13 protein-coding genes are annotated in these 17,120 nt (G+C 38.9%); 7 read left to right on the top strand and 6 right to left on the bottom strand.

Annotated elements, in window-relative coordinates; genetic code table 11:
* Window positions 1-4: 4 nt before the first annotated feature.
* Together M998_RS10760 and M998_RS10755 are read left to right on the top strand one after the other, a co-directional pair.
* Window positions 5-3,250 carry a type I restriction endonuclease subunit R gene (locus M998_RS10760; RefSeq protein ID WP_068908796.1) on the top strand — a complete coding sequence of 1,082 codons (3,246 nt, stop codon included), beginning with the start codon at window positions 5-7 and terminating at the stop codon, window positions 3,248-3,250.
* 396 nt (window positions 3,251-3,646) lie between these two features.
* On the top strand, window positions 3,647-4,942 hold the full coding sequence (locus M998_RS10755; RefSeq protein WP_068437834.1) for an SLC13 family permease: 1,296 nt from the start codon (window positions 3,647-3,649) through the stop codon (window positions 4,940-4,942).
* A 63-nt stretch (window positions 4,943-5,005) separates the two neighbouring features.
* On the opposite strand, the gene M998_RS10750 is transcribed toward M998_RS10755, so the two are convergent.
* The 3 genes from M998_RS10750 to ulaR all read right to left on the bottom strand — a co-directional run bounded on the left by M998_RS10750 (window position 5,006) and on the right by ulaR (window position 7,326).
* Entirely contained in the window at window positions 5,006-5,221 is a 216-nt protein-coding gene (locus M998_RS10750; RefSeq protein ID WP_145980636.1) for a hypothetical protein, read from the bottom strand.
* 165 nt (window positions 5,222-5,386) lie between these two features.
* Window positions 5,387-6,454, bottom strand: coding sequence for an L-ascorbate 6-phosphate lactonase (gene ulaG / locus M998_RS10745; RefSeq protein WP_068908793.1), 1,068 nt, complete (start codon window positions 6,452-6,454; stop codon window positions 5,387-5,389).
* A 116-nt stretch (window positions 6,455-6,570) separates the two neighbouring features.
* Entirely contained in the window at window positions 6,571-7,326 is a 756-nt protein-coding gene (gene ulaR, locus M998_RS10740) for an HTH-type transcriptional regulator UlaR (RefSeq protein WP_068908791.1), read from the bottom strand.
* Window positions 7,327-7,726: 400 nt separating this feature from the next.
* Between ulaR and M998_RS10735 the strand changes: the two genes are divergently transcribed.
* The 3 genes from M998_RS10735 (at window position 7,727) to M998_RS10725 (ending at window position 10,811) form a co-directional block, all read left to right on the top strand.
* Window positions 7,727-9,499 (top strand): PTS ascorbate-specific subunit IIBC, encoded by a 1,773-nt coding sequence (locus M998_RS10735; protein WP_068908789.1) that lies wholly within the window; start codon window positions 7,727-7,729, stop codon window positions 9,497-9,499.
* Between the two features lie 65 nt (window positions 9,500-9,564).
* A complete protein-coding gene (locus M998_RS10730; RefSeq protein WP_068908787.1) occupies window positions 9,565-10,032 on the top strand; it encodes a PTS sugar transporter subunit IIA in 468 nt (155 codons plus the stop codon).
* A 131-nt stretch (window positions 10,033-10,163) separates the two neighbouring features.
* Window positions 10,164-10,811: a 3-keto-L-gulonate-6-phosphate decarboxylase UlaD gene (locus tag M998_RS10725; RefSeq protein ID WP_068908785.1), complete on the top strand. Its 648-nt coding sequence runs from the start codon at window positions 10,164-10,166 to the stop codon at window positions 10,809-10,811.
* Window positions 10,812-10,865: 54 nt separating this feature from the next.
* Here M998_RS10725 and M998_RS10720 read toward each other — a convergent pair whose 3' ends face one another.
* Window positions 10,866-12,155, bottom strand: a complete 1,290-nt coding sequence (locus tag M998_RS10720; protein WP_068908783.1) for an MFS transporter — start codon at window positions 12,153-12,155, stop codon at window positions 10,866-10,868.
* A gap of 555 nt (window positions 12,156-12,710) precedes the next feature.
* Here M998_RS10720 and M998_RS10715 point away from each other — a divergent pair.
* Window positions 12,711-13,787 carry a nitrilase-related carbon-nitrogen hydrolase gene (locus M998_RS10715; RefSeq protein ID WP_068908781.1) on the top strand — a complete coding sequence of 359 codons (1,077 nt, stop codon included), beginning with the start codon at window positions 12,711-12,713 and terminating at the stop codon, window positions 13,785-13,787.
* A gap of 66 nt (window positions 13,788-13,853) precedes the next feature.
* On the opposite strand, the gene M998_RS10710 is transcribed toward M998_RS10715, so the two are convergent.
* The gene (locus tag M998_RS10710) at window positions 13,854-14,882 is read right to left on the bottom strand and encodes a hypothetical protein (protein ID WP_068908780.1); all 1,029 of its coding nucleotides are present in this window, start codon (window positions 14,880-14,882) and stop codon (window positions 13,854-13,856) included.
* Between the two features lie 78 nt (window positions 14,883-14,960).
* Window positions 14,961-15,500, bottom strand: coding sequence for a TetR/AcrR family transcriptional regulator (locus tag M998_RS10705; RefSeq protein ID WP_068437845.1), 540 nt, complete (start codon window positions 15,498-15,500; stop codon window positions 14,961-14,963).
* Window positions 15,501-15,594: 94 nt separating this feature from the next.
* Between M998_RS10705 and M998_RS10700 the strand changes: the two genes are divergently transcribed.
* Complete coding sequence (locus M998_RS10700; RefSeq protein WP_068908778.1) at window positions 15,595-17,079, top strand: MFS transporter; 1,485 nt, start codon at window positions 15,595-15,597, stop codon at window positions 17,077-17,079.
* Window positions 17,080-17,120 lie beyond the last annotated feature (41 nt).

The following is a 17,120-nucleotide window of genomic DNA, read 5'->3' as shown; positions in this document are numbered from 1 at the left end:
AGCCATGGCGATGACAGAAGATACTCTGGTTCAACAAGTAACAGCCGATTACTTATTAAATGAATTACAGTGGGATGCCTCTGTCATGGGCATGTATGAGCGTTTAGGCAAAGAAGGGGACTTTGGGCGAGAGTCAGAGAAGGACGTTGTTCTTACCCGATACTTAGGAGAGAAGCTGATAGCGTTGAACCCTGGTTTGCCAGAGGCGGTTTACCAAGAGGCACTTCGTCTTGTTTGCGAAATGCCATCTTCAACCAATATTCTTGCTGTTAATAAAGAAAAATATTTGTTGCACAAGAATGGGGTGGAAGTCAGCTACCTCAATGATAAAGGTGATCGGGTAAAGAAACGTCTACGTCTTTTCGATTTTGATAATTATGAAAACAATCACTTTTTATTAGTACGTGAGTTTTGGGTTAAGGGCGATATTTATCGTCGTAGAGCTGATTTGGTTGGGTTTGTGAATGGTATTCCGCTACTGTTTATGGAAGTGAAAAACGTCCACAAGGATATTAGGGCTGCCTACGAACAAAACCTCGCCGATTATAAAGACACTATTCCGCACCTGTTTTATCACAATGCTTTCATTATTTTGGGAAATGGTATTGATGCCAAGATTGGATCTGTCTCCAGCAAATTTGAGCATTTCAATGACTGGAAGCGATTAAAAGAGAACGAGCCTGGTGTTGTGGATATGGAAACCCTGCTGAAAGGTACCTGCTCCAAAACCAACCTCATGGATATCTTTGAAAATTTTACCCTGTTCGACCAAAGTTCTGGACGGCTAGTGAAAATTGTCGCCCGCAATCATCAGTATCTCGGTGTCAGTCGAGCCATAGATGCGGTTATTAATCGTGGTGAACGTTTGGGTAAATTGGGTGTTTTTTGGCATACCCAAGGTTCAGGGAAATCTTATTCAATCGTATTTTTTGCGCAGATGGTGCATCGAAAGTTGGGGGGGAATTATACCTTTGTAGTGCTGACTGATCGGGAAGATCTCGATACGCAGATTTATAAAACTTTCGCAGGAAGTGGCGTCGTCGACAATGATAAAGACCCATGTCGTGCCGATAGTGGTAAAACCCTTAAAGAACTAATAGGCCAGCAGAAAGCTTTTGTTTTTACTTTGATTCAAAAATTTAATGAAAAAATTGATCCTCTGAAGCCTTATTCTGTACGCGATGACATTATTGTTATAACCGATGAGGCTCACCGCACACAGTACGGAACGTTGTCTCTAAATATGCGTAATGCTCTGCCTAATGCCAGCTTTATCGGCTTTACGGGCACTCCATTGTTCAAAGATGACGAGATAACCAAGAAGGTATTCGGTGATTATGTTTCCACTTATGATTTTCAACGTGCAGTTGAAGATAAAGCTACGGTACCTTTGTATTACGATGCTCGTGGTGAAGAATTAATATTTACTGATGAGGATGGTAACGAGCATACAGTAGCTGACCCCAAAGGAATTAATGAGCGCATAGCAGAAAAACTTGAAGAGCTAGAAATTGATGATGTGGATGTACAGCAACGATTGGAGCGTGAGCTTAAACGCGACTACCACATCATTACTTCAACTAGCAGGCTTGATCAGATTGCTCAAGATTTTGTTGTTCATTATGCCAATGGTTGGGAAACGGGCAAGGCCATGTTTGTTTGCCTTGATAAAATCACCTGCGTGCGAATGCACAAACTGATCGACTTTTATTGGCTGCAAGAAATTAAAGCAAAAGAGAAAGAGCTTTCATCGGCCGCAGATGAGCAAGATTTAGCTTGGCGAGAACGACAATTGGCGTGGATGAAAGAAACGCTGATGGCCGTTGTGGTTAGTGAGGAACAGGGTGAGGTTGCGAAGTTTGAAAAGTGGGATTTGGATATTAGACCGCATCGCCTGCTAATTAAAACAGGTTTTGAGTTACAGGATGGCTCGCGTTTGGATATGGAAGAGGCGTTCAAGGCTAACGAACACCCTTTCAGAGTCGCGATTGTTTGTGCTATGTGGTTAACAGGCTTTGATGTACCAACACTCTCCACTCTGTATTTAGACAAACCCCTTAAGGCTCATACTTTAATGCAGGCCATTGCTAGGGCAAATCGTGTGGCGGAAGGCAAAAACAATGGCTTGATTGTCGATTACAGCGGCATATTCAAAAACTTACGTAAAGCGCTGGCAACATTTGCTGGTGCAGGTGACGAAGGGCATGGTGGTGAAGAAGGTGAAAATGAACCAGCCAAACCCAATGAGGAACTTTTAGAAAGCCTAAATGAGTCGATTAGTTTTGCCGCTGAGTTTTTACGGAAGCATGATTTTGAATTGAGTCGAATAATCACCGAAACTGGATTTGCCAAGAATGCGGCGATTGCACAGGCCAAAGAAGTCATCAATATAAATGATGAAACCAGAAAACGATTTGAAGTGATTGCCAGAGAGGTATTCAACAAATTCAAGGCTTGTATCAACGTGCCGGGTATTAATGATTATCGTGATCTGCGTGATGCTATTAATGTTCTTTATAAGAGTTTACAGGCAGATAAAGAGAAAGCTGATATTTCCGATATCATGAAAGAGCTGTATGAAATCGTTGACGGTAGTATAGACACTACATTTAAAATCAAAGAGCCAAAACCGGATAGCGAGCGAATTTACGATATTAGCAAGATCGATTTTGAACGTTTGCGCCAGGAGTTTGCAAAATCAGAACGAAAAAATACAACCGTGCAATCTCTGAAGCATGCTGTTGAGAATAAACTTGCTCGCTTAATGATGCAAAATCCGTTACGCACAGATTATCAAGAGCACTACGAAAAACTTGTTAGAGAATACAATCAGGAAAAAGATCGCGTTGTAATTGAGAAGACATTTGAGGCGCTCATAAAGTTCAATGAAGAACTTTCGCATGAAGAAAAACGTGCGCTTAGGGAAGGAGTGGACGAAGAGTCTCTAGTGTTGTTTGACTTACTGAGCAAGCCAAATTTGAAACCTAGAGAGATAGCGAAGATTAAGCAAGTGGCGACGGCTTTACTTTCGACACTTAAGGCTGAGCGACTGAAGGTCGCTAATTGGCAGCAGAAAGAATCATCGCGGGATGCGGTAAAGCAGCAGATTTATGATTTTCTTTATGACGAGAGAACGGGGCTGCCTATTGAGCAGTACGAAGAAGATGAAATTTCCGATATTACGGATAGAGTGTTTCTACATATCTATCGGGCTTATCCAGAATTGCCATCGCCCATATATAGTACGTGATATTGATTTGTTAACAACTTTATTGTGATATTTTTGTTGGGGTTATTCCTTAGAGCCTTAAAAATTAACAACTTTATTTTTATTAGATATAATCGCGCCCCATTAAAATCAATGGTTTACAAATCTATTTGTTAGCAACTTTATTGTTAACCAACAATAAGACATAGCCGGTGTAACCTATAAAGTTACACCGGTTTTTTATTTTTTTGGCCAATGTAAATATTGTATTTAATGTATAAGCTTTAAAGCGATTAAATGATAAAAATTCGACTATATTTTATTGATTAATTATTTACGCTCAATTTTAGGTGATACCCTATTTTCTGGGTGTCATATTGAACGATAAGTCTTCGATGATAGGTTCTGACCATTAAAAATTATAAAAAGGCAAAGTAGATGACAGAATTAGAATGGCTAAGTGCAGTGGTTATTGCGGTAACCATTGGATTTTGGGCGACAGGAAAACTGCCTGAATATTTGGTGGCGTTACTCTTTTTTGCTACTGCTGCATGTTTACACTTGGCACCTACAAGTATTCTATTTTCAGGGTTTACTTCAGAGGCATTTTGGTTAGTTCTTAGCGGGTTTATTCTTGGATTTGCTATTAATAAAGTGGGGCTGGCGGAACGTATTGCCCAGCAGATATCGGGGCGATTTACCCAGTCGTGGCTGAAATTGATTATTGGTGTAGTGCTCCTAGCCTATGGGCTGGCATTTATTATGCCATCAAATATGGGGCGAATTGCGCTACTAATGCCGATAGTGATGGCGATTGCGGATAAAGTTGGATTAGAAAGCGGCAGTCGTGGGCGGATTGGTTTGGCGTTAGCCGTCGGGTTCGGTACTTTTCAACTTTCAGCGACAGTTTTACCGGCTAATGTGCCTAATCTAGTGATGGCGGGAGCAGTGGAAACCACCTATGGCATTAAATTATCCTATCTGAATTACTTATTCCTTCATATGCCAATTTTGGGGCTAGTGAAAGGGGCATTGATTGTTGGATGTATTTATTTTCTATTTCCGGCAAAGCTTCAACCAATTACTGAGCAAAAAATATTAAAACCCATGAGCCGTGACGAGAAAAAGTTAGGGGCTTTGTTGGCGATTACGCTGTTATTTTGGGTCACAGATACCACTCATGGGGTTTCACCTGCATGGGTTGGCTTAGTTGCGGCTTGCATATGCTTATTGCCAAAAATCGGTTTTCTTACTAATGATGAATTTGCGAAAGCGGTGAATATTCGAACTTGTATCTATGTGGCAGGGATCCTGAGTTTAGCAACATTAGTCAGTTATTCAAATGTTGGAATGGTTTTGGGAAATTACTTACAAAAAATGTTGCCGTTAGATCCTGATAGCCCTTTGATGGATTTTGGTAGTTTAGTTGGGCTAACGAGTGGCTTAAACTTTATTGTTACCGCTAATGGAGTGCCGGCACTGTATACGCCGCTAGCAGAATCACTTTCTACAGCAACGGGCCTACCATTGATTGCTGTTTTGATGATCCAAGTGATTGGCTATTCAACGCCATTATTACCTTACCAAGCTTCTCCAATTGTGGTGGCGATGGGAATGGGGAGAGTACCTCTAATGGATGGGATCCGTTTATGTTTTATCCTATTTGTTATGACGTTTGTTTTTTTAGTTCCTCTCGATTATTTTTGGTTTAAATTGATGGGTGTTATTCCTTAAATATTAAAGGTCAGTACCGTTATTATCGGAACTGACCTTTTGGCTTCAGAGTAACTGAGTTAGCTATGTATTATCTAGCTTGGATGTATCGAGCAGTTCAATACATGCACCTTTAAACAATATTTTACTGTTAGGGTCGTTATTTTCGGTAATAAACAATTCACCACTATTTTTTATCATTTGCCACTCCGTCGGAGTGAGTAGGCGGACTGATTGTAGTTCGCTGAAGTGCCCTAATAATGATATTTGCCCTGTAGTTCTGTCTTTTGCCCAAATCATGGCGCTCGCCATATTTCCTTGTTTGTATTTGAATGTCTTGAATAGAGACGACAAGGAAATGGATTTGGATGCAGTAGATGCAAAATATTTTTAGCTTTATTTTTTTATAGCAAAATGCCTGATTAGATTATCTCCTCACAGGCATTTATTTTTCATAAAAGACGATTATAAGAATGCTTTATATGGCAGTTCTGGTTCGTTTTTGAATATATCTTGAAAGCCTCTAAAGTGCTGATAATGAATGCGACCTTTATCTGTTGGATAAGTGTATTTACCACCTACTTGCCAGAAGAAAGGTGCAAATGTATATTGCAGGCGCTCTTTTTTCATATTCCACAGTACTTCAATTTCACGAGGGTCATTTTGGAAGTTTGCCCAAATATCGTGGTGAAATGGGATCACTGTGCTGCAGTCTAAGGATTCTGCGGCACGAAGAATATCTGATGAGGTCATTTTATCGGTCACACCTCGAGGGTTTTCTCCGAACGAGAGCAATGCGACGTCGATATTGTAACGGTTACCATGTGCAGCATAGTAATTTGAGTAGTGGGAGTCACCAGAGTGGTAAATTGTGCCGCCAGTCGTTTCGATAAGATAGTTAACCGCACGCTCATCCATACCGTCTAAAATTTCTTTATCATAGGAAGAAACACCTTTGGGGAGAGTCACGAGTGCGGTACGGTCGAAAGAGTCAAGAACGCGGATTTTCATATCGCCAATGTCAATAACATCTCCTACTTTGGCAATGATACAACGGTCTTCCGGTACACCCCAGCCTATCCATAAATTAACACAGGCTTGTGGACCAATAAATTTCACATGCTCACCACAGTTTTTTAGTACTGCCGCAGCAACGTTAATGTCGATATGGTCGGCATGGTCATGGGACGCTAAAATGGCGTCAACGTCTTTAATTGCAAATGGGTCGAGTGGAAAAATGGCGGTGCGTAGGTTCGGTTGTAGTGCTTCAACACCACCCATTCTCATCATTTGATGCTGCTGATTCATGAGTGGATTCTTTTGGGTTTTTTTACCTGTACCACACCAAAAATCGATAGAAATATTGGTGTTACCTGCGCTTTTCAACCAAATACCAGTACATCCAAGCCACCACATTGAAAATGTGTTTGGTTCTATAACTGTTTTTTCGATCTCTTCATTGAGCCATGTACCCCACTCAGGGAATGTGCTTAAAATCCAAGACTCACGGGTAATTTCATTTACTTTACTCATAGCAACACCTTTTTTATCTAGAATTTCAAATGTAAGGGATGAGCGCCTTATTAATGAAAATAAGGCGAAATATATAATAAAATCGTTAATCTATTGAATTAAATAGTTAAATTTAATTATACGAGTATGACTTGAGTGCCCTGAGCTTCAATCGCTTGGATAATATTGGCATCGGCATTTTTCCCTGTGATCAGATAATCAATTTTATCAGTGGGACAAAATAGCATGCCAGTACGACTTCCCACTTTTGAACTATCGACGACGACGACCAGTTTATCGATACGATCGAGCATTTGTTGTTCAGCAACTGCAGTCAGCATATCGGTTTTGTACAACCCTATTTCTGTTAAACCTTTTCCAGAAGTGAACATCCAGTTACCGGCATAACCTATTAAAGTATTGAGGGCTGGGTTCAGAAAAATACCTTGTGCTCGGTTATATTGCCCGCCAATCAGTACGACATCCTCGTGTTCTTCTTCTATTAAATAGTTAGCAAGAGGAAAGTAATTAGTGACTATTTGCACACTTTTGCCACACAGGTGTTGCCCAAGAAGAAAGGCAGTGGAACCGCAGTTGATCACTACGCTATCCCCAGGTTGGCAAAGCTCTGCTGCTTTTACGACTATTTGAGACTTCTCTTCGTAGTGGTCGGTACTGTTGATGTTTAGTGGAGACCACTTGTATTTTTTTTCTTCAATGCGTTCTGCACCATTACGTATTTTTTTTAACTTTCCTTGTTCATCGAGCTTAGCGATATCCCGACGTGCAGTTGCGGGAGAAATCTTAAAATGATCCGTAATAAAAGATACGTTAATTATTTGATTCTCTTTAAGTAAAGACAATATTTCGTAATGTCTTTGTGTCTCATTCATATCTAGAACCTTATTTATGTATAATCATTTTCAGCATTTAGTTATGACAAGTTATGATTAAAAATGATTAGATTTGATTCTAATGATCATGATGAATATTGTCAACTAGCTAAAAATAAAAATAGTCTCATGTTAAGTTAATTATATAATCTATTGTAATTTAATGTTTTATTATATTTGTTGTGATCTGTGCAACAATTGTACGGTTTTTTTCTGGTCAAAAAGCGTTAAATAAAACAATCATAAATGAGCTCAATATGATTACTTGTGATTGTAATGTGCGTTTTAGTGATTGAATTAATGGTTTGTTTGATTATAGCGTGATAATGCTTGTCTGTGATCAGGGTGATTTTTTTAATTAGATAATAATTCAAATTTAATTTGATTTAGGGGTGAAAATATGGATTTTTTGTACAATGCATTCTATATTTTTTACAGCCAAGTGATGACTAAAGCCCCTCTATTACTGGGTTTAGTAACATTCATTGGCTATTGGCTACTAAAAAGAGATGGAACCACCATCCTCAAAGGAACAATCAAAACTATTGTCGGTTTTATGTTAGTACAGGTCGGTGCCGATACGTTAGTTTCTAGTTTTAAACCTGTCATTGCAAAAATGTCAGAGTACCATAATCTCACCGGTTCAGTGATTGACCCCTATACCTCAATGATGGCAACCATGGAGACTATGGGAGATAACTATTCATGGGTGGGATATACCGTTCTAATTGCCCTCGCCATTAATATCCTTCTTGTGCTTTTTCGTCGTATTACAGGTATTCGCACCATCATGCTGACTGGGCATATCATGTTCCAGCAAGCCGGATTAATCGCGGTATTCTACTTTGTACTCGGAACTAGTATGTGGGAAACCATTATTTACTCCGCTATTTTGATGGCGTTATATTGGGGAATTTCATCCAATATCATGTTTAAGCCTACTGAAGCAGTGACGGGAGGCGCAGGGTTTTCTATTGGTCACCAACAGCAGTTTGCTTCATGGATAGCAACCAAAGTTGCGCCGAAGTTAGGTGATAAAAATGATAGCGTTGATAATTTAAAATTACCAAAATGGCTGCATATTTTCCATGACAGTATCGCAGCAACAGCGATAGTGATGACAATTTTCTTCGGCATTATATTGCTTTCCTTCGGGTTAACCAATTTGCAGGATATGGCTGGTAAAACCCATTGGAGTATCTATGTTATAGAAACAGGTTTGAGATTTGCCGTTGCAATTCAAATTATTGTGACCGGTGTTCGTATGTTTGTTGCTGAACTTTCAGAAGCATTTAAAGGAATTTCTGAGCGAGTTATCCCCAATGCAGTGCTTGCAATTGACTGTGCCGCTATCTATGCATTTTCGCCAAATGCGATGGTGTTTGGTTTTATGTGGGGGGCATTAGGGCAATTTACGGCAGTGCTGATTATGTTGGTCTTCAGTTCCCCGATCATGATTATTCCTGGCTTTATTCCGATGTTCTTTTCGAACGCGACTATTGGGGTGTTTGCAAACCACTTTGGCGGTTGGAAAGCGGTGATGAAAATCTGTTTTGTCATGGGGATCATCGAAGTTGTGGGCTCTGCATGGGCTATCCAGTTGTTTAGTCAGCAAGATACCAATTTTAGTGGTTGGATGGGAATGGCTGATTGGGCGTTAGTCTTCCCGCCAGTGATGCAAGGACTTTCATTCTCTAAATATTTCTTCTTTGTCATTATCGCTCTATCGTTTGTATACATGTATTTTGCATCGAAAAGATTACGTGCAGAGGAAGATGCGCAAGTGGCTGACGTTGTAATCGCTAAGAATGTCCAACCTGAAGAGTGCGCACCTGTTGCACCAATAGATGTACTATCAAATAGTAGTGCAAGACCTGTCAGTATTCTCGCTGTGTGTGGTAATGGGCAAGGTTCATCAATGATGATGAAGATGAAAATTGCTAAATACCTAGAAAGCAAAGGTATTCCTCATGTCATGGATTCCTGTGCGGTATCGGATTACAAATCTAAGTTGGCGAATACAGACATTATTGTGTCATCAAAACACCTTTCTGCCGAAATGGATGCGGGAGAAGGTAAGTTCGTTCTAGGTGTGCAAAATATGTTGAATCCACACTCATTTGGCGACGAGTTACTCGATATTATTCATAATAATTTTAGTGGGTCGAAATAAATTTAATAATTAAGTTTGAATAAAAATAGGTCATTAAAATTCAACATTCCCAAGGAGAGCATGTCATGGGTTTTAAACAATCATTGATTGATAATAATTCAATTAAGCTACAAGTCTCGGCAAATAATTGGCAGGATGCGATCAAAATCGGTACTGATATGTTGATTGCCTCTGGCGCTATTCTACCTGATTACCATGAAGCAATTATTAATAGTGTTAAGGAGTTAGGTCCTTACATCTGTATTGCTCCTAATTTAGCATTACCTCACGCCCGCCCTGAAAATGGTGTTTTAAAGACTGCATTTGCTCTTGTAACCCTTAAGGAGCCTATTTTATTTGAGGGGGAAAATGAGCCAGTGGATGTGTTGATTACCTTGGCGGGCAGTTCTTCAGATGAACATATGGAAGGGTTAATGGAAGTAACCCAGATTTTGGATGATGAAGAGAGTGAAACGGGGATTGATCTCGACAAAATTCGCCGTTGTATCAATACCGAAGATGTTTATAAGGTTATCGATGAGGCATTGGCCTAAGTTTCTATTCATTTTATAAACATTAGGTAAAGGTGTTGGCGTTAGAGCTCGTGCGGATATCACTTGCCCAACAGACAACAACTAGGGTGGGCTTTCCCATCTAATACGTTAAAAAATATTAGGATAATCATATGACTAAGCCTCTGATTCAAATTGCGCTAGACCAAACGAATCTCAATGATGCGATTGAAGTTGCCAATAATGTGGAATCCTTTGTGGATATCATTGAAATTGGTACTATTTTAGCCTTTGCTGAGGGAATGAATGCGGTCACAACGTTACGCAAAGACCACCCATCACATATTATTGTTTGTGACATGAAAACGACAGACGGTGGGGCAATTTTATCGCGTATGGCATTTGAAGCGGGAGCGGATTGGATCACGGTATCTGCTGCGGCGCATATTGCCACGATTGCGGCATGCAAGAAAATTGCTGATGAGTTTAATCGTGAAATACAAATTGAGTTATATGGCAATTGGACTTTAGATGATGCCAAAAAATGGGTTAATTTAGGTATTAAACAAGCTATTTATCATCGTTCAAGAGATGCAGAGCTGGCTGGAGTGGGTTGGGGATCTGATGATTTGACCAAAATGCACCAACTTTCAGATTTAGGACTCGAACTATCGATAACGGGTGGAATTGTACCGGAAGATATTCATTTATTTGAAGGAATTAAAGCAAAAGCATTTATTGCTGGGCGTGCTTTAGTGGGGGATAAAGGAAAATCCACCGCCGAAGCCTTACGTGCGCAAATAGATCGTTTTTGGAAATAAAATCTGCGGATAAATCCCCTCTAATATCCTGAGGGGATTATGAGTTTACCCCATCTACAGCCGTTTGTTTGGTAATAACATCACGGCAATGCCGCCAATCACGGTGACCGCAGAGAATGCCGCAAAGTTCCAACTGCTGGCGACGCCTAAACTGGCTATATAGGCACCAAACATAGGACCTGACATTGCTCCAATACGGGAAATACTCATAGTCCAGCCTGTCGCTGATGCCCTAACACTCGATGGGTAAAAATGTGCCACATAGCCAGTTAAAATCAAAGGTGCGGAAATACAACCGATTCCAGCAATACCGACGAGCAGATAATTCATATAGATACTTTGTTTGAAGACCATCAGACCGATCCCTAGAGCACCTAGCATGAAGAAAAAGGCAACAGTACCTCTCGCACCACATTTGTCGGCGACTTTTCCGAGAAATAAACCGCCTATTGCCGAAGACAAGCTAAATACCACTAAGAACGTTAAGCTTGAACCGAGGTCGTAACCTTCTTTGCGCATGATTGAAGGTAACCAAGTATTTAAGCCATAAACAATAAATCCACCGCAAAATAGCGCCACCCAAAAACAGCAAGTAGCGCGCAAGTAGTCTTTTGAAAAAATGATTGCGACGACTTCTTTTAAACTATGGCGCTTTTGTTCCAGTTTAACGGGTTCGTGATAGGTGATTTCAAGCTTCTGAGCTAACTTTTTCGCCTTATCGTGTAACCCTCGGTTACTGAGATATTCGATAGATTCAGGAAGTAGCCGAGACATTGGCCAGATAAGTAGTAAGGGTAGCGACCCAACAATCATAACGCCGCGCCAGCCAAACTGGCCGAGTAGCCAGATAGCGACTAATGCGGCACATAAGATACCTAAAGAGTAGCCAGAATACATAATTGCATAATTAAAAGAGCGTTTTTCGGTTGGCGAGTATTCAATGGTGAGTGCTGCGGCAACGGGGATCACGCCACCTAACCCAACACCACCGATGAAACGCATTAGACCAAAAAACCAAGGTGTTGGCGCTAAAGCGGTCGCTAACATTGTGGACGAAAAGAGCGTTACACAAATTAAAAGCATGCGCCTTCGACCATATAATTCACTTAATGTACCGATAATAAAAGCGCCAAAAAACATACCGACTAAGGTATAACTACTTAATGCACCTAATTGTATTGGGGATAAATTCCACTCTCTATACTCAGATAATGTTGGCAAAACGGCGCCCATAACGCCAACGTCATAACCTTCAAATAAAATACTCATCCAACAAACTAACATAACTTTAAATGTGGTGCGTTTTGAGGATACAGATGTAATTTCAGATGTTTGTATTGTCATAAATAACTCTCTAATCGTAGTTCGACTGATATTATCAATAGCAGGTATTGTTATTTTTTTTAGAATCTGAAAAGCCGTATCTACCATTTACTTTTTTAATCAAAATCACAATGTAAATGTTAATTAATTGTTTAATAAACGCAGTATTTGGATATTGTATGCAGCTTTTGTTTTTGTTCTTTTATTAATTAAACTTAATTTTTATTTAATTTTATTTTTAATTTTTAAGAATGAAATTGATTTCCTTAATTAATTTTTATTTAAAACAAAAAAACACGCATACCTGTATCTAATTGATATTTAAGTTTTATTTAAAATGATAACATAAGGTTATATTTATAAAAAATAAGCTATTCTGTTTTTTGTTAATATATTAATACTATTTTTTATATTTTAAATTATGGACTGTCAATCGAGTTAAAATAAATATTAAATATCCAAAACGTAGATTTAATATTTGTTTGACATAAAATTAACATATGCATAATATTCTATAAGTTTAATTTTTGAACGATACAAATGTAGATAACACAAAAATAAAATCGGAGAATTATTATGATCAAACCATATGGTGTAGTTGGTTTAGTGCCTACAACTTGGGGTATACAAACACGTAGCGATATTATGAAAAATATCGACCATCTTGAGGAGTTATCCCATGGTGCGTTATGGTTATCCTCATTAGATCTTCCTGTCCGATTGTTAGTTCTTCCTGAGGGCGCTTTACAAGGTTTCAATGATGAAGCGCTGGATTTGCCTATTTCAGAATTTTTAAATGATGGCGCAATCGATATACCGGGACCAGAAACTGATCGATTAGGGGAACTCGCTAAATCTCAAAATGTATTCATTATGGCGCAGGCCAAGACTCGTGATCCTGATTGGCCGGGAATTATGTTCAATGTAGGGTTTGTTATCGATCCGAAAGGCAACATTATCCTGAAGCATCATAAAATGTCATCGCTATTACCTTGTGAGCGCTCCGCTTCTCCTCACGATTTATATGATGAATGGATTAAAAAATATGGGCGTTCGCTACAATCGTTTTGGCCAGTAGTCGATACTGAAATAGGTCGTTTAGGCGTTATGATGGCAATGGAAGGTAACTTCCCTGAAAATGGTCGCGGGTTGGCTTTAAATGGTGCGGAAGTGGTATATCGCGCCTCTTTGCCTACCCCGTTTACTGAGAATGACCTATTTGAAATTTCTAATAGAGCCAGAGCGCTTGAAAATAATTTTTATGTAGTTGCGCCTAATATCGGCTCTATGTATATGTTTCCAACCACCAAAGCGCCAATAGATTGTGGTGGTGGGCGTTCATTGATCGTGGATTACAAAGGTAAAATTGTCGGTAAACAAGAAGATACGAACGGTTCAACCTATGTCTACGGTGTGATTGATATTGAAGCAATGCGTTATCATCGCTCTAATGCCTCAGTGAGTAACTGGCTGAAAGATATTCGTACCGAATGTGCTCAGCTGATTTATGAAAATCCGATCTACCCGAAAAACACCTATTTACATGAGCCACAAGGTAATCATCAACACTATCGTGAAACGATTTTGAATAAACAAATTGAAAAAATGATTGAAAAAAATGTTTTTGTTCCAAGTGTTTATGATAAAAAATAATAATCGAATATATAAATATAAATCCGGTGTTTATTAATATTAAACCGGATTTATATTTTAGATTATTTATTTATTAGTTAATAAATAATTGATTTCCGGATAATATAATGGCGTTGTTTCGTTTAATCTTATTGGGTGTTTTTTTAAGTGACTACTATAGATATGATGTATCGTAAATGTTCCTAATGAAGGTGTTCTGTATAGCCTTCTTGGTTGAGCAATAAAGTCCGCATCAATTAAATAAAGCTTACCTTGCTTGTCCTCTCTGACATTTCCTTTTGAACCATAATCAAAAATAATACGTCCTTGTGATCGAACAAAATCAAATGCTTTTTTATTTTCTACCGATTTACCATCAATAAATTGAGTTACTAAAATTTGGTTACCATTATTTAAGGTTATAACACGAGAAAAATTAATATCATGATTTATATCATTTAATATTCTTGAGCAACGGTCATAATCAGCATGCTTATTATATTTAAAATCTATATGTTCATGGGGGATCTTAATGACAAATTTGCCTATCCTATAAGCTGAACCATACTCGCCTTTACCAAGGTAATTAGCGTTAGTGATCCTTATTGTGTTATCTGAATTATTATAGCGAGGAATAGGTTTATTATGGTTTTTGATTAAATATTTAGGTTTATGGTTCGTTCCAAAATCATTGTTTTTATATATGACATTTATGTTTTTTAATTTTTCAGAAAAAACATCTATTTCACTGATGTTTGTTTCTTTTTTTACTGTGCTCTGAATTGAATTCGCCTTAATTAAAGGTGCTTCATGTATTGATAACTTAATTTTTTTATTATCAATAATGTGATTTTTTACGGGTTTAATCGGTTCTTTATGTGTTGATAACGTAATCGTTTTACTATCAACAACGTAATTTTTTATGGATTTAATTGGTAATTGTTCTTTTTGGTTTTTGATTTTTTGTTTTTCTTCAGTTTTAATTTTGTTTTTCTTGTTATTTGAATATAATACTTTGATTTTTATTATGTTTTCAAGAATAAAGTTTCGTTTCTTTGGTGGGGTCGGTTTGGGATAATGATGACTCGGTATTACTTTTTTATCGAAAAATATCATAACAACCTCCATTTATGTTTGTTTTCATTAGTTTATAAAATGGCGATTAATACTGATATCAAAAAAAGATTATTTATCTTATATATTCAATAAGTTATTCATATCTGAAAACATTGATTGCCATTCATTATCATCAATTTCCATTAGCCCAAAATAACGCATCATAAAAGCCCCTTCTGTGGCTAAGAAGATCAGTCTGGCGCGTTTCCCTTTTTCTGTGCTGGTATCTAAATTTGCGATCCGTTCACGATACCATTGACGGGTGCTTTCTAGGTATTCAGGGGTTTGTAATAAAGAAGCCATCAGTGCAGCGCCTTTTGCCATCGCCACTTTATCGTGCTGGTGGGTGGCTTGCATATGGGCAAAAACATGGCCTTCGGGTGAATCATCGCCTTTTATCGTTTTTTCAAAAACTTCGTCATAAGATTGTCCCCAGCGCTCAAACATGGCATCAATTAAGGCATCTTTATTTCCAAAGCAGTATTGAACGCCACCTTTTGATATCCCCATTGCTTTAGCAACCGCATCAATGGTGAGGGCGGAAGCGCCTTGAGTGACGACAATCTCTTCCGCCATGTTTAATAATTTTTCTCTGTCGATTGTTCGTTGACGTCCCATTTAGAAAAACCTCTTTTCAATACATACGTATGGATTTATATTGTAGCACGATCACCACTAAATGGCGGTCAAATAAACTTATTGAGATGATTTTATGTTAGCAGATTATAAACGCTGGATTGTTCTTCTTTTAGTCTCGAGTGTACTGTTTCTTATCGTTATTGATGTCACGGTACTTTATACCGCATTACCTAAATTAACCCATGATTTGGGGGCAACCGCGTCTGAAAAATTGTGGATTATGAATGCTTACCCACTGGTTGTTGCTGGGCTATTGCCAGCGGCGGGTATGTTAAGTGATAAAGTGGGTCATAAACGTATGTTTTTGCTGGGGCTTCCTCTTTTTGCTCTTGCATCATTGTGCGCGGCATTTTCCCCCACAGCGATGAGCTTAATTTTATCACGAGGCTTTCTGGCTGTCGGTGCAGCGGTGAGTATGCCCGCAACGCTAGCGATTGTCAGACATGTCTTTTTAGATCCAAAAGAAAGGGCGTTAGCGATTGGTATTTGGTCTGCGGTTGCATCTGGCGGCGCTGCAATAGGGCCTTTAGTCGGCGGAGCGCTGCTGAGCCATTTTTGGTGGGGTTCGGTCTTTCTAATTAATGTTCCCGTTGTACTGTTGGTGCTGCCATTTGCTTACTACGTGATCCCTAAATGTGGGGAGCCTAGCCAGAAAAAAATTGATTATATTGGTTCAGTTCTGGTGTTGATTGGGCTAATAAGTTCGATTTATGCGATAAAAGAACTCGGTAAACCTTATACGGATTGGCTAACAGTGGTTGTCTCCGGGACGATAGGTATCTTTTTCTTGGCAATTTTCAGTCGTCGACAAGTGACCTCTGAATCACCGATGATTGATTTTGCATTAATGCGCAATCCGAGATTTAGCGCTGGGATCATCATGGCGATACTCTCCATCGTCATTATCGTTGGCGTTGAATTATTGTTAAGCCAAAGATTGCAGTTAGTTTTGGGATATACGCCACTTCAAGCGGCTTTGTACATTATTCCAATTCCAATTGCCTCGGTACTGGCCTCACCACTGGCCGGTGTCTTTTTACATAAAATTGGCGAAGGCCGACTTACCATACTGGGGTTTGGTTGTACATTAATCGGTGTTATTGGGTTAGCGTATAGTTATCAAATATCTACCGGAATTATGCTGTTGTTTTTCTTATTCTTAATTGGCTTTGGTTTAGGCGCTATTTTTACAACCGCATCTACGGCTGTCATGCTCAATGCACCAGATGAAAAAACGGGAATGGCGGCCTCGATTGAAGGTGTTGCTTATGAATTGGGTAGCGTATTGGGTGTCACTTTTATGGGCGGTTTAATGAGTGCGATGTACACCATTAAATTATCTTTACCTGAGCGTTTGGCATTCAATAACAAAGCCTATGATAGCCTTGATGAAGCCTTGATTGTGGCAGAGAAATTGCCTAAACAAGATGCGCATTTATTACTTAACCAAGCCAGTATGGCATTTGATCAGGCATTTTTTGCGGTGATGGTCGCAACGATAGTGGTGTTAGTGTTGTGTATTACTTTCATTCCTCTATTTTTCCGTAAAAACAGATGATTAGAACGTTAATAGCGTCGGCTTGCATTAAGTAAGCCGAC

Origin of the sequence: Providencia heimbachae ATCC 35613 (assembly GCF_001655055.1) — a bacterium.
Taxonomy (GTDB): domain Bacteria; phylum Pseudomonadota; class Gammaproteobacteria; order Enterobacterales; family Enterobacteriaceae; genus Providencia; species Providencia heimbachae.
Note: the sequence above shows the minus strand (reverse complement) of the source record. Positions and strands in the feature narration are given on the sequence as shown.